We start from the raw sequence: 23,646 nt of genomic DNA on the forward strand, positions 1-23,646 counted from the left end.
GTCGCTTCAACCTCTTGTCAGCTGCGGAATCAGTGGAAAGATGGGCCGGAAAGTGTCCGATCCTGTGTCTGGAGATGTCGTGACCGCCAAGTCCGTGCTGCACAACTTCATCGGTGGCGCCCCGGCGGCACCGGCCGAGGGCCGATACGAAGACCTGATCGACCCGGCCACCGGCGAGGTGTTCGCGTCCGCGCCGGTCTCCGGCAAGCCGGACGTCGACCGGGCCATGCAGGCCGCGTCGGGCGCGTTCGAGACCTGGCGCAACACCACGCCCAGCCAGCGCCAGCAGGCGCTGCTCAAGTTCGCCGACGCCATCGAGGCCCGCACCGACGAGCTCGTCGAGGCCGAGTCGCGCAACACCGGCAAGCCGCTCGGGCTCACCAAGAGCGAGGAGCTGCCGCCCGCGATCGACCAGATCCGCTTCTTCGCCGGCGCCGCCCGCCTTCTGGAGGGCCGCTCCGCCGGGCAGTACATGAACGGCTTCGAGTCCTACGTCCGGCGCGAGCCGATCGGCGTGTGTGCGCAGGTCACGCCGTGGAACTACCCGCTGATGATGGCGGTCTGGAAGATCGCGCCGGCGCTCGCGGCCGGCAACACGGTCGTCCTCAAGCCGTCCGACACCACCCCGGTCACCAGCGTCCTGCTCGCCGAGATAGCCAGCGAGTTCTTCCCGGCCGGCGTCTTCAACGTGATCATCGGCGACCGGGACACCGGCCGGCAGCTGGTCAGCCACCCCACCCCGCAGATGGTGTCGATCACCGGCAGCGTGCGGGCCGGCATGGAGGTCGCCCAGGCCGCCTCCGCCGACCTCAAGCGCACCCACCTCGAGCTCGGCGGCAAGGCCCCGGTCGTGGTCTTCGACGACGCCGACATCGCGGCCGCGGCCGAGGCGATCGCGATCGGCGGCTACTTCAACGCGGGCCAGGACTGCACCGCCGCCACCCGCGTCCTGGTCTCGCCGGGCGCCTACACCGACTTCGTGGCCGCCCTCGCCGAGCAGGCCAAGGGCACCAAGACCGGCGCCGCCGACGACGAGGACGTGCTCTACGGGCCGCTGAACAACTCTCGGCAGCTGGACCGGGTGAAGGGTTTCGTCGATCGTCTGCCGGACCACGCCTCCCTCGACGCGGGCGGCGCCCGGGTCGGTGACCGCGGCTTCTTCTACTCCCCCACCGTCATCTCCGGCCTCCGGCAGAACGACGAGGTCGTCCAGGACGAAATCTTCGGCCCGGTCATCACCGTGCAGCAGTTCTCCGACGAGGACGAGGCGGTCCGCTGGGCCAACGGCGTGGAGTACGGCCTGGCGTCGAGCGTCTGGACCAAGGACCACGGCCGCGCGATGCGGATGACGCAGCGCCTGGACTTCGGCTGCGTGTGGGTCAACTGCCACATCCCGCTGGTCGCCGAGATGCCGCACGGCGGCTTCAAGCACTCCGGCCACGGCAAAGACCTTTCCGTGTACGGCCTGGAGGACTACACCCGCATCAAGCACGTGATGCACTCGCTCGACTGATCCCCTTTCTTGGAAGCCCGGCCCGAGGGGGGCCGGGCTTCCGGTTTTCCCGCGGTTGACGGTCGGGGGCGGGGATGACCACGCGCGACTGCGGGGCGGGTTTCATCCGTTCTGTTGACCCTGGTCAGCTTGGGGTGGGCGGATACTTGAGGGGAAGCCCGGGTCGAGGCGGCCCGGGCTTCCCTAATTCCTACTGTTCCCGCATCTCCCATGGGGAGCCGTATTCTCGGAGCTTGTCGAGGAACGGCAGCGGGTCGAACGCCTCCGGGCCCAGCACGCCGGAGCCGTGCCAGCTTCCCTCGGCCAGCAGTTCCAGGGCGATTATTGGGTTTACCGCTGTTTGCCAGACCACGGCCTGGGCTCCGTATTCGCGCATTGACCACTCGTTGTCTACCACGTGGTAGAGGTAGACCTCTCGGGGCTCGAAGTCCTTGCTCAGGCCTCGGACCACGGTGCCGGCGCAGGTTTTGCCGGTCATCTTGTCGCCCAAGGTTGCCGGGTCGGGCAGGACGGCTGCCACCACGTCTCGGGGGGAGACGCTCGCGTTGCCTACCTTGACCGGGTCGGTTCGGTCCAGGCCCAGTTTGTGCAAGGTTTGCAGGACCTCGATGAACTCTCGGCCCAGGCCGTACTTGAAGGTGACCCGGCCCGCGTCCACCCAGCGCGGGATCAGCAGGACCTCCTCGTGTTCCACGTGTACGCACTCGACCGGGCCGATGCCGCCGGGGAAGTCGAAGATCTCGGGCTCGCTCAGCGGGACCGTGGTGAACCAGCCGCGGCCCCTCTCGTAGATGACCGGTGGGTTCAGGCACTCCTCGATGGTGGTCCATACCGAGAACGACGGGGCGAACTCGTAGCCCTCCACCACCAGGTTGCCGCCGTCGCGGACGCCCACCTCGTCGATGCGGGAGAACAGGTGGTCGGCGGCGAACTTCGCGAAGATGTCCGAGAGGCCGGGCTCTACGCCGATGCCGACCAGGGCCAGCCTTCCCTTTGCCGCCCAGGCGGACGCGGCGGCGAACTGCTCGTCGCCCAGCTTCACCCCGGTCTTGTGGAACGGGTCGTCGGGGTGTGGGTGGGACAGCGACATGGCCATGTCGAGGTAGTCGGCGCCGGCGGCGTAGGCGCCTTCGAAGACCGGCATGACGAATCTCGGATCCACCGCATTGAGTACGTGCGTGATGGCGTGCTCTCGGCACAGCTTTGTTACCGCGGTGGCGTCGGAGGCGTCGATCCGCGCGGCCACGAAGCGGTCGTCGGCCACGGTCTCGACGACGCGGGTGGCGCGGGACAGGTCGTAGTCGGCGACCACGTAGTGGCTGAAGAAATCGCGGCGGCAGGCGATGCCGGCCGCTGCGGAACCGACACCGCCCGCGCCGACACCCAGGACGCGCATGAGAAACACACCTTTCGTGTTATAGCGGTCTCCAGATCTACTGAAACCGTGCCCCAGCAGCCTGCTCACGACCGAAACCCTTGTCAATAGCGATCAACTCTGCGATAAACGCAGTTGCCACGTCGGTTCGGAAGGGATGTCCAGTGCTTGATCGGTACGGATTCCATTGATCACGGCAAACCGGACGAGCGATTCCATTGCCGTCGCTCCGCACCCGGGGAAGAATCGCGGCGTGAGCGCGGACCTGGCACTGGATCAGATCAACAAGCAGATCATCGAGCACCTGCAACGCGACGGCCGCATGTCGTACGCGACGCTGGCCAAGGAGATCGGCCTCTCCGAGGCGGCGGTCCGCCAGCGGGTGCAGCGGCTGCTCGACGGCGGGCTGATGCAGATCGTGGCGGTGACCGACCCCCTCACGCTCGGCTTCGCCCGGCAGGCGATGGTCGGCCTCAAGGTGAACGGCGACCTGCGGGCCATCGCCGACGAGATCGCCGCCATCCCCGAGGTCGACTACGTGGTGATCTGCGCCGGCGGCTTCGACCTGCTGGTCGAGCTGGTCTGCACCGACGACGAGCACCTGCTCGACCTGCTCAACGAGAAGGTCCGCCCGATCAAGGGCGTCACCTCGTGCGAGACGTTCATGTATCTGAAGCTGGCGAAACAGACCTACGCATGGGGTACGCGATGACCGCACCGTCCTACTGGTTGCACTCCCTCGGCCCGGTCACGCCGCGGCCGCCGCTCGGCGGCGACCTCGAGGTGGACGTGGCGATCGTCGGGGGTGGCTACACCGGGCTCTGGACGGCGTATTACCTGTCGCAGGCGGCCCCGCAGCTGTCGATCGCGATCGTCGAGGCGGAGTACTGCGGTTTCGGCGCCTCCGGGCGCAACGGCGGGTGGGCGTCCGGCCTGTTCCCGGTGTCGGAGGCCAAGCTCACGCGCCGCTACGGCGCTTCCCGCGCGGCGGCGATGCATGCGGCATTGGCGGGTGCGGTCGACGAGGTGGGCCGGGCCGCGGCGGCCGAGGGCATCGACTGCGACTACGCCAAGGGCGGCACGATCACCCTGGCCCGTACGCCCGCGCAGCTGCGCCGGCAGCGTGGCTCGGCCGGCTTCCTGGACGCCGAAGCGGCATCCGAGATCTGCGGCGCCGAGGGCGTGCTCGGCGGCGTCTACAGCCCCGACTGCGCGGCCCTGCACCCGGCCAAGCTGGTGCGCGGGCTCGCCGCGGTGGTCGAGGCCCGCGGCGTCCGGATCTTCGAGGGCACCCGGGTCCGCAGCATCGCCCGCGGCGCCGTCGACACCACCCACGGCCTGATCAAGGCCGGCACCGTGGTCCGCGCGCTGGAGGGCTACACCGCCCGGCTCGCCGGCCACCGCCGGGCACTCGCCCCGGTCTACTCGCTGATGATCGCGACCGAGCCGCTGCCCGAGTCGAACTGGGAGCGGATCGGCCTGCGCCGCCGGGAGACCTTCTCCGACGAGCGCCACATGGTCATCTACGGCCAGCGGACCGCGGACGACCGGCTCGCGTTCGGCGGGCGGGGCGCGCCCTACCACTTCGGGTCACGCATCGAGCCGTCGTACGACCGGGTGCCCGGCGTCTTCGACAGCCTGCGCGACACGCTCACCGAGATGTTCGGGATCCGCCCGGAGATCGCCCACCGCTGGGGCGGCCCGCTCGGCATCCCCCGCGACTGGATGCCCTCGGTCGGCCTGGCCGACGGCATCGCGTGGGCGGGCGGCTACGTCGGCGACGGGGTCGCGGCGGCCAACCTCGCCGGGCGTACGCTCGCCGACCTCATCGCCGGCACCGACAGCGACCTGACCACCCTGCCGTGGGTCGGCCACCGCTCCCGCCGCTGGGAGCCGGAACCGATCCGCTGGATCGGCATCAACGCCGCCCTGCACGCGACGACCCTGCGCGACGCGCTGGAGCGCCCGCGAGTGTCCTAGGTGGACTATGCGCTACCACAGCCAGGTCGCCACCAAGCAGACCCGCCGCTCCCGGGCCGAGACCACCCGCTTCTTCGACGGCCTCGACCTGGTCGAGCCGGGCGTCGAGCAGTGCCACCGCTGGAAACCCGCCCCCGGCGCGGACACCACGCGCGACGTCAGCGGCTGTGCCGCGGTCGGCCGGAAAACCGCGTGACCCGACTCCCCCGGCGGTGGCATGCTGAAGCCATGACGTCGCTTTCCTTTACCCGGCCCCTTTCGGTGACCGGCTGACTTTTTCGCGTACGTCTTCTGGCCGCCCACCGGGCGGCCATTTTCGTCTCCGGCCTCCCGCGTGGGCTCCCGCACCCACCGCACTCCCCGGAGGATCCGATGACCTACCTGACTCCCAGCGCGCTCGCCGCCGACCTGTCCGTCCGTGACCTGACCGACCCGGCCGCGGGACCGCACGCCATCCAGCTGATCGTCGATGCGGTGCTGCGGGCCGCCACCGACCGTTCACCCAGTGTTTCCCTGTTGGTCCACTGCGGTGCCCGGATAGTGGACGTCGCCGACAACTACGACCTGCTCGGCCACTCCCCCGGCGCCGCCGCCCGCGACGCCCGCTACACGCGGTACGTCGCGCCCGGCCGGATGCTGCGCTCGCAGACATCCGCCCTGATCCCGGGCGCGCTGCGGACGCTGACCGCGGCCGATGCGCTGATCGCCTGTCCCGGCATCGTCTACCGCCGGGACGCCATCGACCGGTTGCACACCGGCACCCCGCATCAGCTCGACCTCTGGCGGGTCACCGCCGCCGACCGGCCGCCGGACCTGATCGACCTGGTCGCGACCGCGGTGAGTGCGGCGCTGCCCGGCACGCCGTGGCGGACCCGCCCGGCCGAGCATCCCTACACGACCGGCGGCCTGGAGATCGAGGCGTGGTCGGGCGAGGCGTGGGTGGAGATCGGCGAATGCGGCGTGGCCGCCGCGCAGGTGCTGCCGGCCGGCCGGTGCGGGCTCGCGCTCGGGCTGGGCCTGGATCGCCTGGTGATGCTGCGCAAGGGGATCGGCGACATCCGGCTGCTGCGGTCGGCGGACCCACGGGTGGCCGGCCAGATGACCGACCTGACCCCGTACCGTCCGGTGCCCTCGCAGCCGGCCGCCCGCCGCGACCTCTCGGTGGCGATGCCGCCCGGCGTGACCGCCGAGGATCTCGGGGACCGGGTGCGCGACCTGCTCGGCGCCGACGCCCACCTGGTGGAGGAGGTGGCGATCCGCTCGGTCACCGCGGCCGCCGACCTGCCGGCGGCGTCCCGCGAGCGGCTGCGGATCCGCGACGACGAGGTGAACGTGCTGCTCCGCGTCCTGCTGCGCGACCCGCACGCGACCCTGCCGGGCGACCGCGCGAACGAGCTGCGCGACCGCATCTGGGCGGGTCTGAGCCGAGTCTGAGGGGCGGAAAATACGGAGACGGCCGATCTCCCCGGGAGATCACGCGGATGTGGCGGATCTCGACCATGGGTGACCGGCCGTCACCATACCCGGCAAACCTAGTTCAGGGCTGCCGAGTAGTTACATCAGAGCGGACGGATGTTCTCCGCCTGCAGACCCTTCGCACCCTGGGCCACGTCGAACTCGACGCGCTGGTTCTCCTCCAGGCTGCGGAAGCCCGAAGTCGCGATAGCTGAGAAGTGCGCGAAGACGTCGCCGCCGCCGCCATCCTGGGTGATGAAGCCGAAGCCCTTGTCCGCGTTGAACCACTTGACGGTACCGGTGGCCATTTATCTACTCCTTGACTGACCGTGAGGCCCCGCACCGTGCGAGACCTCGCGTCGCCGTTGTTGATGACCCGGTAGACCGACGAAACCAAAAAAGCCTGGTGGGCCGAGATGCCCATCAGGCGTTGAGAACGTCTTAGGAAATCAAAACTGCAACGCGGCCAAACTAGCACAGAAATTGGGGCACAGCTCCCCTGGCCGCATTCGAGTCGCGGTTGGCACGCAGCAAGGCTTCTCGCACCGTCGCCCTGGTGCGGATGCAGGCTATATCGACGGCCGGCAGCCGGGCGAGCGAGCCGTCGCGGCGCCGGGGCACCGCGACGGCTCATCGGTGGTTCAGCCGGCGATCACCTTCCGCACCAGGGTGTACGCCCGGGCATCCGAACCCGCGGTCCGGGCCCGGTCGGCCTCGGCCAGATCGGCCGCCCAGCCGGCGCCGCCGCGGCCGGCCGCCACCCGGGCCTGCGCGGTGTCGAACAGCGCGTCGAGCACCGCATCGGCCGAGCGCGGGGTGCCGTGGTCGCCGGTGCGCAGACCCCAGCCGTACGGGAAAAGGGGTTGGTAGTTGCGGTCGCCGACGTTGATCGGGACCTGACCGACGGTGGCCGGCCAGCTGACCGGCAGGCGGCCGGTGAACGGGCGCCGGCCGAAGAGGACATCCGCGACGCCGGCCCCTTCGCTGCCCGGCAGCCAGGAGGCGACCAGGGCGTCGATCTCGCCGAGTTGATCGGTGACGACCTGCGGGCGGCCGGAGACGACCAGCACGACGCACTTGGCGACGACCGTGCAGACCCGGTCGACGACGGCCTTGTCGCCGGGCTGCAGGGTCAGCGACTTGGGTTCGTTCTGGGCCGGGGTGCACCAACCGCACTGCGGGCCACCGACATCACCGAAGCCTTCCGCGTACGGCGTTTCGCCCACCACGACCACACCCACGTCGGCGCCCGCCGCCGGGGCGGTGCCGTCGAGGCTGTACGTGACGTTCGGGGCGACCTGGCGGATGGCCTGCAGAATCGTGGTGCCCGGGATGGCCGCGCCGGACCGGCCCTGCCAGTCGATGGTCCAGCCGCCGGCCTGGTTGCCGATGTCGTCGGCATTGCGGCCGGCCACGTAGATCTTCGCGGACTTGCGCAGCGGCAGCAGACCACCGGAGTTCTTGAGCAGCACCTGCGACTCGGCCACCGCTTCGCGGGCCAGCGCCCGGTGCGCGGCACTGCCGACCTGGCCGGCGTTGTCCGCCGTCGCGTACGGATGCTCGAACAGCCCGAGCTCGAACTTCGTCCGCAGAATCCGCCGCACGGCGTCGTCGATCCGGCTCGTCGCGACGCCGCCGGACGCGACCTCGGCCTTCAGCACCTGCTCGAAGCGGGCCGCGGTGTTCGGTTCCATGAACATGTCGGTACCGGCGTTGACCCCGGTCCGGACCTGACCGGCCGTCGGCAGCGGCGACCCCGCCGGGGCGGACGGGTCGGGAATCTGGTGGATGCCCTCCCAGTCGCTGATGACCAGGCCGTCGAAGCCCAGGCCGCGCTTGAGCGTGCCGCCGATCAGCTCGGCCGAGGCGTGCATCTTGACCGGGTTGCCGACGCCGTCCTCGGTCCAGTCGACGCTGGAGAACGACGGCATGACGCTGCCGACGTCGTGCTTGCGGATCGCGGCCGCGTAGGGCGCGAGGTCGAGCCGGGCGAAGTCGGCCCGGTCGGTGACGGTGACCCCCTGGTCGATCTTGTAGTCGCCGCTCGCCGAGCCGTACTCCGTGTCGCCGTCGCCGGCGTAGTGCTTGACGGTGGCGAGCACCCCGCCGTCCTGCAGGCCGTCGATCGCGGTCTCCATCGTGATCACCAGCGACGGATCCTCGGCGAAGCTCTCGTACGCACGCCCCCAGCGCTCATCGCGGGAGACGCACACGCACGGCGCGAAGTCCCACGGGATGCCGGTGGCGCGCACCTCGGCCGCGGTGGCCCGGTAGACGCGTTCCACCAGATCCGGGTCGCGGGTGGCCCCGAGGCCGACGTTGTGCGGGAAGACGGTCGCGCCGTACACGTTGCTGTGCCCGTGCACGGCGTCGATCCCGTACAGCATCGGAATTTTGAGGGGCGTGCTCAACGCGTACGTCTGGAAGGTGTTGACCATGTCCACCCAGGCGGCCGGGGTGTTCGGCGTAGGCACCGACCCGCCGCCGGAGAGCACGGAGCCGAGACGAAGCGAGGCGACCTGCGAGGGATCGGACGCCATAGCCCCCCGCTCGGCCTGCGTCATCTGCCCGATCTTGTCGTCGAGCGTCATCCGCCGCAGCAGATCCTCGACCCGCTTGCCGACGGGTTGCCGGGCATCGAGATAGGCAACGTGTGGGGTGGTGACCGCCGGAAGCGGAAGAAGCATGGCGGCAAGGGCACCGGCCGCCGTCGTTCGGAGTTTTGGTCGCACGCCGTTCCTCCACAGTGGGGAAGGGCCGCCTTTCAGGCCGGCCCAGGCTTGACCTAGCTCGCCCGATCATCACCCGAGCGTGACTGTCAGGTAACCGTGAGGTTTCCACCCTGCCCGCACCAACCGGCATATCGACGTTCGCGGATACCCTTTGATCGAGCCGCTACCCTGCCCCGGTGCTCTTCGAAGTGCCGGACGACTCCGGCTTCCTCGCGTTGATCGACCCCGACACCTACCCGGGCTTCGTCGCCGAAGACTGGGACTTCGATTCGGTGATGGCGCACTTCCGGACGGCCATGGCCGCCCGGTCGATGCTGCTGTGGCACACCGGCGGCGGCTGGTGGCAGGTCGAGGTGGGCGACTCGGCGCCGACTTCCGGCTTCCGGCGTACGGCCGGCCCGATCCACTCCGCCGAGGGCCGCCTGCTGCTGATCAACTACGAGTCGCTGACGATGGTGGCCCAGGGCGCCGATGAGCCCGTCGATCTGCTCCGCGCTGTCGCTCAGGTACGGCAGGGTCGGCGCGACGAACACCGTCGGGGCGAAGCCGGAGTCGCGCATCGCCCGCAGGGTGCCCAACCGGGCCGCGAGGCCGGGCAGCGCGCCCCGGCGCCATCGCGTCGATCCGCCGGCCCGCCCAGCGCAGGTCGCTCCGCCGGGTCTGAAGAGCCCGTTCGTCCACGCGCGGACCCTACAGCGACCCATCGACAAAACAGCCCCGGCGAGGTCGCCGGGGCTGTTGAGCAGGACCGATCAGAGGCGGTTGGAGGCCTCGGTCAGGACCGAGCGCAGGATCTGCTCGATCTCGATGAACTGGGCCTCGCCGGCGATCAGCGGCGGCGCCAGCTGGATGACCGGGTCGCCACGGTCGTCGGCGCGGCAGTACAGGCCGGCCTCGAACAGGGCGCTGGAGAGGAAGCCGCGCAGCAGCCGCTCCGACTCCTCCTCGTTGAAGGTCTCCTTGGTGGCCTTGTCCTTCACCAGCTCGATGCCGAAGAAGTAGCCGTCGCCGCGGACGTCGCCGACGATCGGCAGGTCGTAGAGCCGCTCCAGGTACGAGCGGAACAGGCCGCTGTTGTCCCGGACGTGGCCGTTGAGGTTCTCCCGCTCCATGATGTCGAGGTTGGCCAGGGCCACCGCCGAGCCGACCGGGTGGCCGCCGTAGGTGATGCCGTGCGCGAACCAGTTGGTGCCCTGCAGGAACGGCTCGGCCAGGCGCTCCGACGCGATCATCGCGCCGAGCGGAACGTACCCGCTGGTCAGGCCCTTCGCGATGGTGATGATGTCGGGCGTGTAGCCGTACTTCTGGCCGCCGAAGTATTCGCCGAGCCGGCCGAAACCGCTGATCACGTCATCCGAGACCATGAGTACGTCGTACCGGTCGCAGATCTCGCGGACCCGCTGGAAGTACCCGGGCGGCGGCGGGAAGCAGCCGCCGGCGTTCTGCACCGGCTCCAGGAAGACCGCGGCGACCGTGTCGGGACCCTCGAACTCGATGGCCTCGGCGATCCGGTCGGCCGCCCAGACGCCGAACTCCTCCAGGGACATGTTCTCGTCGGGGCGCCGGTAGTAGTTGGTGTTCGGCACCCGGAACGTGGACGGCACCAGCGGCTCGAAGTCCTGCTTGAGCGCGGGGATGCCGGTGATCGACAGGGCGCCCATCGAGGTGCCGTGGTAGGCGATCGACCGGGACAGCACCTTGGTCTTCAGCGGCTTGCCGGTGTGCTTGAAGTAGGAGCGGGCCAGCTTCCACGCCGACTCGACCGCCTCCGACCCGCCGGTGGTGAAGAAGACCCGGTTGAGGTCGCCCGGGGTCAGATCGGCGAGCCGGTCGGCCAGCTCGACGGCCTTCGGGTGCGCGTACGACCAGATCGGGAAGTAGGCCAGCTCGCCGGCCTGCTTGGCGGCCGCCTCGGCCAGCTCCTGCCGGCCGTGGCCGGTCTGCACGACGAACAGCGCGGACAGGCCGTCGAGGAACTTACGGCCGGTGCTGTCCCACACGTAGCAGCCGTCGCCGCGCACGATCATCGGGATGTCGTTCTTCTGGTACGACGACAGCCGGGTGAAGTGCATCCACAGGTGATCGCGGGCGTCGCCGGCGAGCTTCGCGTAGTCAGGTGACTGAAGGTCGGTCAAGATCTGCTCCAAGCAAACGGGGGGCCGGACGGCGGTTCAGAGAGTGGAGAAAGCCTGTTCGAGAAGGGTCAGCCCGCGGTCGAGCTCGTCGTCGCTGATGACCAGCGGCGGCAGCAACCGGATCACGTTGCCGTAGGTGCCGCAGGTGAGCAGCAGCAGCCCCGACTCGTGCGCGGCCTTGGCCACGGCGGCGGTGCTCGCGGCGTCGGGCTCGATGCCGCCCGGCACGACCAGCTCGAGGGCGAGCATCGCGCCCCGGCCGCGGATCTCCCCGACGATCGGGTGCTTGGCGGCGAGGGCCTCGAGCCGCGGCCGGGCCACCGACTCGATGTGCCGGGCCGCGCCGGCCAGGTCGAGCTCGCGCATCGTCTCGATGCTGGCGAGCGCGGCCGCGCAGGCGATCGGGTTACCGCCGTACGTGCCGCCGAGACCACCCGGGTGCACCGCATCCATGATCTCGGCCCGACCGGTGACGGCGGCGAGCGGCAACCCGCCGGCGATGCCCTTGGCCGTGGTGATCAGGTCAGGCTCGACACCTTCGTCCTCGCTGGCGAACCAGGACCCGGTGCGGCAGAAACCCGTCTGGATCTCGTCGGCGATAAAAACGGCGCCGGCCTGCTTGCTCCAGGCGGCGAGCGCCGGCAGGAACCCCGCCGCCGGCACGACGAACCCACCCTCGCCCTGAACGGGCTCGATCAGAACGGCGGCGACATTGCTTGCGCCGACATGCTTCTCGATCTGCCCGATGGCGTACGCCGCGGCCTCCGCACCCGATCGACCACCATCGCGGAACGGGTACGACATGGGCACCCGATAAATCTCCGGGGCGAACGGCCCGAAGCCCTGCTTGTACGGCATGACCTTGGCGGTCAGCGCCATCGTGAGGTTGGTGCGGCCGTGGTAAGCGTGGTCGAACACCACAATGGCCTGCCGCCCGGTCGCATGCCGAGCGATCTTGACAGCGTTCTCCACCGCTTCGGCACCGGAGTTGAACAGCGCCGACCGCTTCTCGAAGTCACCCGGGGTGAGCGCGGCCAGCTCCTCGCAGACCGCAACATACTGCTCGTACGGCGTGATCATGAAGCACGTGTGCGTGAAGAGCTCCACCTGCTGCTTGATCGCCGCCACGACCTTGGGCGCGCTGTTGCCAACATTGGTCACGGCGATGCCGGCCGCGAAGTCGACCCACTCGCGCCCGTCCACATCGGTCAGCGTGCCGCCCGCCGCGCTGCTCACGTAGGACGGGATCATGCTGCTGACCCCGCGCGCGACAACCGCGCTCCGGCGCCGACCCAGGTCGTCGGAGGAAGGCATCTCTCAACTCCTTCAAGCTTTGAGCCCCGATCATTTCACCGATTCCGTCGTTTGCAAGAGCCAGTACAACTATTTCCGCGCCGCCAACCGGGTTACGCTCCCGCCGTGATCCCCTTTTACATAGCCGGCCGCCCAGCCACCAGCACCGAAACCCTTACGGTCCGTCACCCCTACGACACGCAGGTGGTAGGCGAGACCTCCCTGGCAACGGAGGAACAGGTAGCGGAGGCCGTTGCCGCGGCCGCCACCGCCGCGGCCCCCGCCGCAGCGCTCTCCGCGGCCGACCGCGCCGCAGCCCTCGACGAGATCAGCACAAGAATCAAGCGCAGAAGCGAAGAGTTCGCCCAGCTGATCACCGCCGAAAACGGCAAACCGCTCAAATGGGCACGCGCCGAGGTGGCCCGCGCGGTCAACACGTTCCGCTGGGCAGCAGAGGAGGCAAAACGCTTCTCCGGCGACCTGCAGCGACTGGACACCGACCCGTCCGCGGCCGGCCGGATCGCCCTGATCCGCCGGGCCCCGCGCGGCCCGGTCCTGGGCATAGCCCCGTTCAACTTCCCGCTGAACCTGGTAGCCCACAAGGTGGCCCCCGCGCTGGCGGTAGGCGCCCCCATCATCGTGAAGCCGGCCCCCGCCACGCCCCTGACCGCCCTGCTGCTGGGCGAGATCATGTCCCGCCTGGACCTGCCGGCCGGCATGTTCTCGGTCCTGCCGATCCCGAACGACCGGGCGGCAGCCCTGGTGGCCGACCCACGCCTGCCGGTCGTGTCATTCACCGGTTCCGGCCCGGTAGGCGCCCGGATCCGAGCCGCCGTCCCCGAGAAGCACGTAACGCTGGAACTGGGCGGAAACGCAGCCGCGCTGATCTGCCAGGACTGGCCGGACTTGGACCAGGCGGCCCAGCGAATCGCCACGTTCGGCAACTACCAGGCCGGCCAGAGCTGCGTAGCCGTGCAGAGAGTCTTCGTGCACCGGGACCACATGGCAGCCTTCACCCCGAAGCTGATCGCCGCGGTGGAGGCCCTGAAAACCGGCGACCCACGCGACGAGACGACCGACGTAGGCCCAGTGATCGACGAGAAGGCAGCAGCCCGAATCGAGGAGTGGATCACCGAGGCAACCGCGAAGGGCGGCCGAATCCTGACCGGCGGCACCCGCGACGGCCGCACCATCGCCCCCACGGTGCTGACCGACGTCCCGGCCGACGCAAAGGTGTGCGCCGACGAGGTCTTCGGCCCGGTGCTGGTCCTGACCGAGGTGGACAGCGACGACGCCGGCCTCAAAGCGGTGGACGACTCGGCCTTCGGCCTACAGGCGGGCATCTTCACCAAGCGCCTGGACCTGGCCTTCGAGGCCCACCACCGCCTGCACGTAGGCGGCGTGATCATCGGCGATGTGCCCAGCTTCCGGGCCGACCAGATGCCCTACGGCGGCGTGAAGGGAAGCGGCGCGGGCCGAGAGGGCATCGCAAGCGCCATGGACGACTACACCGACCCAAAGGTCATGGTCCTGACCGGCCTACAGCTGTAGCGGACGCGCGGCCGGCAACGGCCCTTACTCGGCGAGGCCTGCCCGGTAGGCGTAGACGGCCGCTTGTACCCGACTGGTGAGGCCGAGTTTGCCGAGCACGGCAATCACGTGGATTTTCACGGTGCCCGCGGCCAGGTGCAGACGGCGGCCGATCTCGGCGTTGGACAGGCCCGCTCCGACCAGTGCAAGCACGTCTCGCTCCCTGGGGGTGAGGGCCTGTACCCCGCTGCGGGCGGCCAGCCGGTTCCGCAGCTCGCCCCCGTGCAGCACGTGGACGATCCGGTGCGCGACCGCGGGGGCGAGCACCGTACCTCCGTTCATCGCGGCTTTGATCCCGCCGATCAGCTCGTACGGGTCACCGGACTTGAGCAGGAATCCGTGTACCCCGGCGTCGAGCGCGCGAGCGATGTACCGGTCCTCGTCGAACGTCGTGATGATCATGACGCGGAGGGCTGGATGGCTGGCGCGCAGCGACTCGGCCGCGGTCAGGCCGTCCATGCCCGGCATCCGGATGTCGAGCAGCGCCACATCGGGTCGCGACCGTTCGACCGCGGCCAGCGCGGCCCGGCCGTCTGCCGCCTCGGCTACCACCTGCAGGTCGGGGTCGGAGGCCAGCACGGTGTTCAGCCCGGCGCGCACCAGCGGCTGATCGTCGGCAAGCAAAATTCTGATCATCAATTCCGCCCGGTGAGATCTTCCAACCGGGACACCCGGTTCCCCGAGAAGCAGACCACATAGTTCCCATATGCCAGCGGATAGTTCCCGTCCGTGAAGTAGCGGCATCCCGGCTTGCCCGGGCCACCCCACCGGACCGGTGCCTCCCGCCCTGGTAGCACCCGGATCGCAGCCATCGCCGGCATGCCGACCCGCAGCCCGGCGAACACCCGGTCCTCCATCGACGCGTCACGGACCGCCCACGTGTAGAAGCCGGTCGCGACCACGAGCAGCACAGCGAACGGAATCAGGACCGTGCCGGCCAGCATGCGCCGAATTCGGCGGCGACGGGACCGATAGTCGGCGCCGAGCCGGCTGCTGTCCTCGTCCATGTCGGCCGGCACGTCGGCGACCAGGTGGAACATGCCTCCGGCGGTGTGCGCCGTCAGCGAACCGCCGGCCTGTTCGAGACGCGCCGACAGCATCGCCAGTCCGGTGCCCGGCCGACCCGTGGCGGCCTGTTCCGGCACCGGGTTGGCGATCCTCACCCGCCGGCCGGCGAAGGTGACGGTCACCCGGGCGCCGGGCGCGTGCCGGACAGCATTGGTCAGTGCCTCGGTGACGAGCCGGGCCACGAACGGCTCCCGGGGCACGGTGCCCCTGACCTCGAGGGTCATCCCTGCCTCCCGGGCACGGTCGAGCACTGTCGCGACGTCGGCGTCCGCGTCAACGTCCAGCAGATCCACGATCCGGCGGACGGTCTCGATCGCCGCCGCCGAACCCGCGCGGACCGCCGCGGCCTGCTCCCGGGTCTCCGGATCCCGCGCCGTCACCTGGATTCCGGCCGCCTGCAGCGAGAGCAGCGCCAGGTCATGCCCGAGCGTGTCGTGCAGTTCGGCGGCGATCCGGGTTCGCTCGTGCAGCCGCGCGTCGCGGGCGTGCGCCCAGCCCCGCTCGACGAACTCGCGACGCAACCGGCGGTACGCGCCGGCCACCGCCGCGAACACGGCGAGCACCACCATGACCTGGTCGATGAGCCAGGACACGGTGTCCTGGGTACGTGCGACGGCGACCGCAGCGGCCACCTCCACCGCACTGAGCAGCGCGATCACCGCCCAGACGCGACCACGCCCCCCGCACAGAAAGCAGCTGACGACCACGGCTGTCGCCGCGAGCACGTACCACTGGCCCCACCCGTGCATGCCGACAGCCTAGGCATCTCGACGGGCCAGCAGAAACCCGGCGGCCAGCTGGGCGGCGGCGGTCCAGGCCGCCAAGACCCACAGATTGCGTACGCCGTCGCCGGCCACGAACGCGACGGCCGCGCCGGCCGGCAGGTACTGACCGATCCGCGGGTCCACCAGTTGCAGGCCGACGAGCAACACGAACATCGTCGTCAGGGTGCCGGCGGCGCTGCGCAGCAGGAACCCGGCCGCGACGGTGAACATGCAAGCCAGCATCGCCACCACGGACAGCCGCAGGCACGCCGCGACCGGTTCACCGGGCCCCGCGTGATCACCCAGCAACAGCGCGGCCGCCGCCCAGCCGGCCGCCGCCGATGCCAGACCGGCCGCGAAACCCGCAACGGCGGCGACCGCGGTCTTGGCGAGCAGCACGTCACGTCGCCGCGGACGGGCCAGGAAGGTGGAGCGGATCACTCCGGTGCCGTACTCGGAGGTGACCACCAGCATCGCCAGTGCGACGAGAGCGAACTGGCCGACCTGCATCGCCTGCGTCAGCGGGTCCAGCACAGCCAGCGTCTCGGATTCGGGCAGGCGTCCCTGCGTGATGTCGTAAAGGAAATCGTTGGCCAGCGTCGCAGCCATGCCGACGGTGAGTAACACCGCCGCGACGATGCAGAACCAGGGTGAGCGAAGCGACCAGATCTTGCCCCACTCGGCGGTGATCGCGTTCTTCACACCGCCACCGCCACGTATTCGGCCTCGTCCTCGACCAGGCGGACATACGCCTCCTCCAGGCTCGGCGCGTCGGTGCGCAACTCGCGCAGCACCGCGCCGGCCTGCTGAGCCCGGTGGCCGACCGTCCCCGCGGGCAGGCCGTGGACCCGGAGGCGGTCCGCACCGATCCGCTCCCCGTGTTCGCCCAGCGCCACCGCCAGCAGCCGGAAGGAATTGTCGTCTGCCGCTGCCACCTCGACGGCAGCGTGCTGCCCGGCGGTGAACTCGGTGACCGTCGTATCCGCGAGCAACCTACCTCGGCCGAGCACCACCACGCGGTCGGCGATCAGCGCCACCTCACTCATCAGATGGCTGGAGACCAGGACCGTGCGTCCGTCGGCCGCCCACCGCCGCACCAGCCCTCGCACCCACCGCACGCCGTCGGCGTCGAGGCCGTTGACCGGCTCGTCGAGGATGATCGTGCCCGGGTCGCCGAGCATCGCGCCGGCTATCCCGAGTCGCTGCGCCATCCCGAGCGAGTAGGTTCCGGCACGTTTGCCGGCAACCGCGCCGATCCCCACCGCATCGATCACGGCCTCGACCCGGGCACGCGGAAAACCGTTGTAGCGGGCCAGCGCGCGCAGCCCGGCGCGCCCGGTACGCCGCGGATGGAAGGCACGCGCGTCCAGGTGAGCGCCGACCAGCCGCAGCGGCTCCTGCAGCGCGGCATACCGTAACCCGTCGATCAGCGCGGTCCCGGAGGTGGCCCGGTCAAGGCCGAGCACCATGCGCATAACAGTGGACTTCCCAGCACCATTAGGCCCGAGAAGCGCAGTGACCTTCCCCGACGGCACGGTCACGGTGACCCGATCCACCGCCGTCCGGTCCCCATAACGTTTGGTCAGTTCGCAAAGCGAGATCATAAATCCCAGCCTCACAAACACCCCACCCGCACACATCGACCGCCGGTCAGCACCCACCTATGCCAAAAGACATACCGCAACCCACCCGCAAACGAACCGCAGGGCCCTATAACGACTTCGGGGCAACAGGCCACCCCAATGCCCCCCAATGCCCAGCAACTTCTCCACGGCGCGAACACGCAAGCAACAAACAGAATTTGACCAAGCCCCACCCGTACCCCCCACGGGTTTGACTGTCGCCGCAACCGGCGCGGAATGTTCGCATGACCCACCACCAAGGCCGGCCCGGGTGACAAGACCCCCTGGCCACAACACAGCGCGGCAGCCAGACCGCCCGCCGTCAGGGGACCGCCGGGCTTGATCGTGCATCCAGCAGCGGGTGACCGAAGTCCTGGCCGCAAGGTGCTCCCATGCAAGGCTGAGGGCCGGGGGTGACCACGCAGGGCATAGATGCTTTACCGCCCAGCGTGGTCACCCCCGGCCCTCAGCCGTCCCAGCGAAAGTCAGCCGCGCTTCCCGGAGCGAGACCGGATATTGGTGATAACAGCGATCAGAACACCCACAGCAAAGATCAGAGTGCCCATCACATTGACCTGAGGAGGCAACCCAACCCGAGTGGACCCCCAGATCCACAACGGGAACGTCGTAACAGACCCCGCCGTGAAGTTGGTGACCACGAAGTCGTCGATAGAGAGCGCAAACGCCAGCAGCACACCCGAGAACACCGCCGGCAGGATGATCGGAAACGTCACCTTCCAGAACGTCGTCCACGCCGACGCCCCCAGATCAGCAGCCGCTTCCTCGATAGACCGATCAAGGGTCACGACCCGGGCCCGCACGATCGTAGCCACGAACGAGATCGAGAACATGACGTGCGCGATCGTGATCGTCACGGCCCCAAGACCCAAGGCCAACGAAACGAACAGACTGAGCAGAGAAGCACCCATGATCAGCTCAGGCGACGAGATGGTCGCGAACATGATCAGGTTGAGCGTGCCGGACCCGCGGAACCGATAACGCCCCAGGGCATACCCGATCCCGGTCCCCAGCGCCCCCGACAGAAGACTGGAGATGACGGCGATGATCAGCGACGTCCACAGGGCTTTGGTCAGATCCTCGATCTCGAAGATCTTCCCGTACCACTTGAACGTGAAGCCCTGCCACTCCTGGTTGTAGCGGCCCTTGGTGTCGTTGAAGCTGAACGCGATCATCACGAAGATCGGCACGATCAGCCAGAGGATCACCAGCCACGTGTAGATGAACAGCAGCGTGCCGCCGCCGAGCCGGCGCTTGGGCCGGGCCGCGTGGGCCGGTTCCGCGGCCGGCGCCGGCCGTTCGAGGGTCGTCTGGCTCATCGGGCCGCCACCTTCATCACGTCCTCGGTGCCCAGCGCCCGGGCGTAGGCGAAGATGCCGACGAGAAGCACCGCCATCAGGATGAACGAGAGCGCCGACGCCGTCGGATAGTCGGAGTTGACCAGGTATTGCGCCTGGATCACCTGCCCGATCATGGTGGTGGACGAGCTGCCCAGCACCTCCGAGTTGACGTAGTCCGAGCTGACCGGCACGAACGACATCAGCACGCCGGCGAACACGCCGGGCAGCGCGAGCGGCAGGATCACCTTGCGGAACGCGGTGGCCGGGTTCGCGTACAGGTCACGCGCGGCCTCCACGACCCGCGGGTCGATCCGCTCCAGGGCAACGTAGATCGGCAGCACCATGAACGGCAGGAAGTTGTAGACCAGCCCGCCGATGACCGCCGCCGGCGTACCCAGGATATGGTACGAATCGGACAGCAGCCCGATCTCCTTCAGCGGCTTCAGCACCGGCCCGTCGTCCGTCAGGATCTGCCGCCACGAGATCGTCCGCAGCACGAACGACACGAAGAACGGCAGAAGCAGCAGGAACAGGTACGTGGACTTGCGCTTGCCGCCGTAGAAGGCGATCCAGTAGGCGACCGGGAACGCCAGCACGATCAGGAAGATCGTGGCGACGGCGCCGTAGATCAGCGACCGGATCAGCTGGGTGTGGTAGCTGTCGATCGCGTCGGTGTAGTTCTGCCAGTGGAACGTGAACTGGTAGCCGTTGACGATGTCGCCCTGCTGCAGCGACAGCGACAGCATGGCGATCATCGGGATGGCGAAGAACAGCAGCAGCCACAACCCGCCCGGCAGGACGAGGAAGTACGGCGCGAGCTGGCGTTTTACTCGATCCATATCAACCCAGCACGATCGGTTCGAAGGTCTTCTGGAAGGCCTGCTGCTCGGACGCGGCCTCGAAGGACACGTAGTAGTGCAGCTTCGCGTACTCGGCGGCCGACGGGAACACCAGCTTCGAGTTCGCGATGGCCTCCATCGCGGTCTTGTCCGCGCCGCTCAGCTTCGCGGCGTCCTTGATGATCTGCTCCTTGGCCGACGGCACCGGGGCGACGTAGTTGATGTACTCAGCCAGGGTCGCGGCGACGTCGGTGCGGTAGAAGAAGTCGATCAGCGTGATCGCGTCGACCGGCGCCTTGGCGGTGATCGGGATGGTCATGTTGTCCGTCCAGATCGTGCCGCCCTCCTCCGGGACGAAGAACTCGAAGTTGCGGTTCTCCGAGAGGTTCTTCTGGAAGATGTCGCCGGACCAGGCCTGGGTGATCCAGACCTCGCCCTTGCCGAGCGCGTCGACGTAGCTCTGGTCGTAGTACTTCCGGACGATGCCGGCCTTCTTCTGCTCCTTGAGGTGGTCGGCCGCCTTCTGCCAGTCGTCGGAGGTCGACTTGGCCGGGTCGATGCCGAGCGCGAGCAGGCCGAAGTTGCCCAGCTCCTGGGTGTCGGAGAACATGCCGACCTTGCCCTTGAACGCCGGGTCCCACAGGTCGGCGAGCTTGGTGAGCTTGCGGCCGACCTTGTCCGGGTCGTACGCGATGCCGGTCATGCCGGACGCCCACGGCACGCTGTAGACGTTGCCCGGGTCGAAGGCTTCCTTGGCGTACGCCGGGTCGGCGTTCTTCGTGTAGTTCGGCAGCTTCGAGTGGTCGAGCGGAGCCAGGAAGCCGGAGTCACGGAACTGGCTGAACTGGAAGCTGTTGGTGATGACCATCAGGTCGTAGCCGATGGACTGGCCCGCGGCGAGCTGCGGCTGCACCTTGGCGAACCAGGGGCCCATCTCCTGGATCACCTCCTGGTAGTTCACCTCGATGCCGGTCTCGGCGGTGAACTTCTTCAGCTCGGGGTGCTTCGGGTCCATGTAGAGCGGCCAGTTGGCGAAGTCGATCTTGTTGGTCTTGGCCTTACCGGCCCAGAACTTCTCCACGGCGTCCGGGGCGGCGCTGGCGCCGGGGGTGCCCTTGCCCTGCACACCGCACGCGGCGAGGGCGGCACCGAGACCTGCGAGACCGGAGAGTCGGAGTGCGTCCCGCCGGCCGAAGCGGCGCTGGGTCATGCCGCGCAACAGGGACGGGTCAGAAATATTCGCAGACATTTCGTCAGACTCCGATCATGTATGAATGCTGGGGGGCCCAGGTCAGGTAGACACGATCGCCGCGATCAGCAAGATCCTCGGCGTTCGAAGCATTTTGATCGAAGACAGTAAAGTCCGCACCCGCCGCGGTGGCTACGGTGTAGTTGGTGGAAGTTCCGTGATAAACAACCTCGTTGACAACGCCGGAGAGCACGCTCCCCCCCGTCGAGGTCACCGGCGGCACCCCCCGGTGCATGTCGATCTTCTCCGGCCGGATCGAGACCTCGACCTTGTCGCCGACCCGCACCGCGCTGCCGACCGGCACCACGACCCGGTCCTGCGCGGTGTAGCTGACCAGGGCCAACCCGTTCTCGGTGCGCTCCACGTGACCCTCGACGATGTTCGAGGTGCCGATGAAACCGGCCACGAACCGGGTCGCCGGCCGCTCGTAGATCTCCCGCGGCGAGCCGAGCTGCTCGATCACGCCGGCGTTCATGACCGCGATCCGGTCGGACATGGTCAGCGCTTCGCCCTGGTCGTGCGTGACGTAGACGAAGGTGATGCCGACCTCGCGCTGGATGCGCTTGAGCTCGATCTGCATCTGCTGGCGCAGCTTGAGGTCGAGGGCGCCGAGCGGCTCGTCGAGCAGCAGCGCCCGCGGGTGGTTGACCAGGGCCCGGGCGAGGGCGACGCGCTGCTGCTGGCCGCCGGACATCTCCTTGGGCGCGCGCTTCTCCATGCCGGTCAGCGAGACGATCTCGAGCATCTCGCCGACGCGCTTCTTGATCTCGGCCTTGGAGACCTTCTTGCGCTCGAGACCGAACGCCACGTTCTGGTACGTGTTCAGGTGCGGGAAGAGGGCGTACGACTGGAACACCATGTTGACGTCGCGCTTGTTGGGCGCGACCCCGGTGACGTCCTTGCCGTCCAGGTAGACCTTGCCGCCGGACGGCTCCTCGAACCCGGCGATCATCCGCATGGTGGTGGTCTTGCCGCAGCCGGACGGCCCGAGAAGCGAGAAGAACTCACCCTGCGCGATCGCCAGGTCCATGCGCTTGACCGCGGGCACCGTGTCGCCGTGCGACAGGTAGTTCTTGTGGACGCCGGCGAACCGGATGGCCGACTGCCCGGTGGCAGCCGATCCGGGTGGGCCGGCGACGGCGCTGTGCTGGGGGGTGGTCATAGTGTTCCTCTTCGCGCGGGGGGACGAACGTACGGCCGACGCTGGTCAGGGCGTCAGCCCAGATAACTCATCACATGCTTGATCCGGGTGTACTCCTCGAACCCGTACATCGAAAGGTCCTTGCCGTACCCGGAGTGCCCGTAACCGCCGTGCGGCATTTCCGACACGAACGGCAGATGTGTGTTGATCCACACGGCGCCGAAGTCGAGGCGGCGCGAGACCCGCATCGCCACGCCGTGATTCTGCGTCCAGACGCTGGCCGAGAGGCCGAACCGGACGTCGTTGGCCCACCGCACCGCCTCCGCCTCGTCGCCGAACTCCTGCACCGTGATGACCGGGCCGAACACCTCGTCCTGGATCATCTCGTCGTTCTGTTTCAGGCCCGCTACGACCGTCGGCTCGAGGAAATAACCTCGGTCACCGATCCGCTTGCCACCGGCCACGATCGACGCGTACTCGGGGGCGCGTTCGAGGAAGCCCTGCACCCGGGACAGCTGGTTGGCGTTGTTGACCGGCCCGAAGAACGCGTCGGTGTCGTCCGGACCGCCGACCTTGAGACGCCCGGCGGCGTCGGCGAGCGCCGCGGTGAAGTCGGCCGCGATCCGCGAGTGCACCAGCACCCGGGTCGCGGCGGTGCAGTCCTGCCCGGCGTTGAAATAGCCGGCGCCGGCGATCGCTTCGGCGGTCGCCGCAATGTCGACGTCGTCGAAGACGATCACCGGCGCCTTGCCGCCCAACTCGAGGTGGGCTTTTTTCAGGTCGGCCGCCGCCGCCACGGCGACCTCCATCCCGGCTCGCGTGGAGCCGGTGATCGAGACGAGCTGCGGCGCCGGGTGAGCGACAACGGCACGGCCGGTGTCGCGGTCGCCGCAGACAACGTTGAGAACGCCGGCCGGGAGGAACTCGGCGGCGATCTCGGCGAGCAGCAGGGTGCTCACCGGGGTGGTGTCGGAGGGCTTGAGCACCACCGAGTTGCCGGCCGCGATGGCCGGCGCGAACTTCCAGACGGCCATCACCATCGGGTAGTTCCACGGGGTGATCTGCGCGCACACACCGATCGGCTCGCGCCGGACGTAGGACGTGTGGTCGCGCAGGTACTCCCCGGCCGACTTGCCTTCGAGGATCCGGGCCGCGCCGGCGAAGAAGCGCAGCTCGTCGACCATCGGGCCGATCTCTTCCTGCCGGGTGGCCGCGACCGGCTTGCCGGTGTTGCGGCACTCGGCCTCGATCAGCTCGTCGGCGCGGGCCTCCACCGCGTCGGCGATGCGCAGCAGCGCCCGCTGCCGGTCGGCCGGGGTCGCGTCCCGCCAGGCCTCGAATCCCGTGTCGGCGGCGGTCATCGCCGCGTCCACGTCGCGGGCCGAGGAGACCGGGGCGAGAGCGTACGCCTCGCCGGTGCTCGGGTCGACGACTTCCGACGTCGCCCCGTCCTCGGTGCCGGTGTAGGCGCCACCGACAAAGTTCCGCAGCTCGGGCACAGCGTTGCTCACGTAGTAGACCTCCCGGTTGGG

21 protein-coding genes are annotated in these 23,646 nt (G+C 69.0%); 6 read left to right on the forward strand and 15 right to left on the reverse strand.

Annotated features, from left to right (window positions below; all coding sequences use genetic code 11):
• The first annotated feature begins 40 nt into the window (after window positions 1–40).
• A complete protein-coding gene (locus Adu01nite_RS30535; protein ID WP_379135302.1) occupies window positions 41–1,513 on the forward strand; it encodes a gamma-aminobutyraldehyde dehydrogenase in 1,473 nt (490 codons plus the stop codon).
• 190 nt (window positions 1,514–1,703) lie between these two features.
• On the opposite strand, the gene Adu01nite_RS30540 is transcribed toward Adu01nite_RS30535, so the two are convergent.
• Window positions 1,704–2,909: a saccharopine dehydrogenase family protein gene (locus Adu01nite_RS30540; protein ID WP_203731856.1), complete on the reverse strand. Its 1,206-nt coding sequence runs from the start codon at window positions 2,907–2,909 to the stop codon at window positions 1,704–1,706.
• Window positions 2,910–3,141: 232 nt separating this feature from the next.
• On the opposite strand from Adu01nite_RS30540, the gene Adu01nite_RS30545 reads away from it, so the two are divergent.
• The 4 genes from Adu01nite_RS30545 to srmL all read left to right on the forward strand — a co-directional run bounded on the left by Adu01nite_RS30545 (window position 3,142) and on the right by srmL (window position 6,302).
• Window positions 3,142–3,600 (forward strand): Lrp/AsnC family transcriptional regulator, encoded by a 459-nt coding sequence (locus Adu01nite_RS30545; RefSeq protein WP_203731859.1) that lies wholly within the window; start codon window positions 3,142–3,144, stop codon window positions 3,598–3,600.
• Window positions 3,597–4,868: an NAD(P)/FAD-dependent oxidoreductase gene (locus tag Adu01nite_RS30550; protein ID WP_203731860.1), complete on the forward strand. Its 1,272-nt coding sequence runs from the start codon at window positions 3,597–3,599 to the stop codon at window positions 4,866–4,868. The genes Adu01nite_RS30545 and Adu01nite_RS30550 overlap by 4 nt, the downstream gene beginning before the upstream one ends.
• A 7-nt stretch (window positions 4,869–4,875) precedes the next feature.
• Window positions 4,876–5,064, forward strand: a complete 189-nt coding sequence (locus tag Adu01nite_RS30555; RefSeq protein WP_203731862.1) for an SAM-dependent methyltransferase — start codon at window positions 4,876–4,878, stop codon at window positions 5,062–5,064.
• A gap of 176 nt (window positions 5,065–5,240) precedes the next feature.
• Entirely contained in the window at window positions 5,241–6,302 is a 1,062-nt protein-coding gene (srmL, locus tag Adu01nite_RS30560; protein WP_203731864.1) for a PheS-related mystery ligase SrmL, read from the forward strand.
• Window positions 6,303–6,427: 125 nt separating this feature from the next.
• Here srmL and Adu01nite_RS30565 read toward each other — a convergent pair whose 3' ends face one another.
• The 5 genes from Adu01nite_RS30565 to gabT form a co-directional block, all read right to left on the reverse strand.
• On the reverse strand, window positions 6,428–6,631 hold the full coding sequence (locus tag Adu01nite_RS30565) for a cold-shock protein (protein ID WP_203731867.1): 204 nt from the start codon (window positions 6,629–6,631) through the stop codon (window positions 6,428–6,430).
• Between the two features lie 333 nt (window positions 6,632–6,964).
• Window positions 6,965–9,055: a glycoside hydrolase family 3 protein gene (locus Adu01nite_RS30570; protein WP_438871101.1), complete on the reverse strand. Its 2,091-nt coding sequence runs from the start codon at window positions 9,053–9,055 to the stop codon at window positions 6,965–6,967.
• 86 nt (window positions 9,056–9,141) lie between these two features.
• The gene (locus Adu01nite_RS30575) at window positions 9,142–9,615 is read right to left on the reverse strand and encodes a hypothetical protein (protein WP_203731871.1); all 474 of its coding nucleotides are present in this window, start codon (window positions 9,613–9,615) and stop codon (window positions 9,142–9,144) included.
• A 192-nt stretch (window positions 9,616–9,807) separates the two neighbouring features.
• A complete protein-coding gene (locus Adu01nite_RS30580) occupies window positions 9,808–11,190 on the reverse strand; it encodes an aspartate aminotransferase family protein (protein WP_203731873.1) in 1,383 nt (460 codons plus the stop codon).
• Window positions 11,191–11,226: 36 nt separating this feature from the next.
• Window positions 11,227–12,504: a 4-aminobutyrate--2-oxoglutarate transaminase gene (gabT, locus tag Adu01nite_RS30585; protein ID WP_203731875.1), complete on the reverse strand. Its 1,278-nt coding sequence runs from the start codon at window positions 12,502–12,504 to the stop codon at window positions 11,227–11,229.
• Window positions 12,505–12,609: 105 nt separating this feature from the next.
• Between gabT and Adu01nite_RS30590 the strand changes: the two genes are divergently transcribed.
• Window positions 12,610–14,034, forward strand: coding sequence for an aldehyde dehydrogenase family protein (locus Adu01nite_RS30590; RefSeq protein ID WP_203731877.1), 1,425 nt, complete (start codon window positions 12,610–12,612; stop codon window positions 14,032–14,034).
• Between the two features lie 24 nt (window positions 14,035–14,058).
• On the opposite strand, the gene Adu01nite_RS30595 is transcribed toward Adu01nite_RS30590, so the two are convergent.
• The 9 genes from Adu01nite_RS30595 to Adu01nite_RS30635 all read right to left on the reverse strand — a co-directional run bounded on the left by Adu01nite_RS30595 (window position 14,059) and on the right by Adu01nite_RS30635 (window position 23,625).
• Window positions 14,059–14,709 (reverse strand): response regulator, encoded by a 651-nt coding sequence (locus Adu01nite_RS30595; protein WP_203731879.1) that lies wholly within the window; start codon window positions 14,707–14,709, stop codon window positions 14,059–14,061.
• Window positions 14,709–15,890 carry a sensor histidine kinase gene (locus Adu01nite_RS30600; protein ID WP_203731881.1) on the reverse strand — a complete coding sequence of 394 codons (1,182 nt, stop codon included), beginning with the start codon at window positions 15,888–15,890 and terminating at the stop codon, window positions 14,709–14,711. Before Adu01nite_RS30600 ends, Adu01nite_RS30595 begins: the two co-directional genes overlap by 1 nt.
• Before the next feature lie 9 nt (window positions 15,891–15,899).
• Window positions 15,900–16,607, reverse strand: coding sequence for a hypothetical protein (locus Adu01nite_RS30605; protein ID WP_203731883.1), 708 nt, complete (start codon window positions 16,605–16,607; stop codon window positions 15,900–15,902).
• A complete protein-coding gene (locus Adu01nite_RS30610) occupies window positions 16,604–17,545 on the reverse strand; it encodes an ATP-binding cassette domain-containing protein (protein WP_438871106.1) in 942 nt (313 codons plus the stop codon). Before Adu01nite_RS30610 ends, Adu01nite_RS30605 begins: the two co-directional genes overlap by 4 nt.
• Before the next feature lie 467 nt (window positions 17,546–18,012).
• Window positions 18,013–18,864, reverse strand: coding sequence for an ABC transporter permease (locus Adu01nite_RS30615; protein ID WP_203731887.1), 852 nt, complete (start codon window positions 18,862–18,864; stop codon window positions 18,013–18,015).
• Window positions 18,861–19,724, reverse strand: a complete 864-nt coding sequence (locus tag Adu01nite_RS30620) for an ABC transporter permease (RefSeq protein WP_203731889.1) — start codon at window positions 19,722–19,724, stop codon at window positions 18,861–18,863. The genes Adu01nite_RS30615 and Adu01nite_RS30620 overlap by 4 nt, the downstream gene beginning before the upstream one ends.
• Before the next feature lies 1 nt (window position 19,725).
• Window positions 19,726–20,973: a polyamine ABC transporter substrate-binding protein gene (locus Adu01nite_RS30625; protein WP_239132808.1), complete on the reverse strand. Its 1,248-nt coding sequence runs from the start codon at window positions 20,971–20,973 to the stop codon at window positions 19,726–19,728.
• A 4-nt stretch (window positions 20,974–20,977) separates the two neighbouring features.
• A complete protein-coding gene (locus Adu01nite_RS30630) occupies window positions 20,978–22,135 on the reverse strand; it encodes an ABC transporter ATP-binding protein (RefSeq protein ID WP_203731891.1) in 1,158 nt (385 codons plus the stop codon).
• 53 nt (window positions 22,136–22,188) lie between these two features.
• The gene (locus Adu01nite_RS30635) at window positions 22,189–23,625 is read right to left on the reverse strand and encodes a gamma-aminobutyraldehyde dehydrogenase (protein ID WP_239132809.1); all 1,437 of its coding nucleotides are present in this window, start codon (window positions 23,623–23,625) and stop codon (window positions 22,189–22,191) included.
• Window positions 23,626–23,646 lie beyond the last annotated feature (21 nt).

The organism is Paractinoplanes durhamensis (assembly GCF_016862175.1).
GTDB classification, from domain to species: domain Bacteria; phylum Actinomycetota; class Actinomycetes; order Mycobacteriales; family Micromonosporaceae; genus Actinoplanes; species Actinoplanes durhamensis.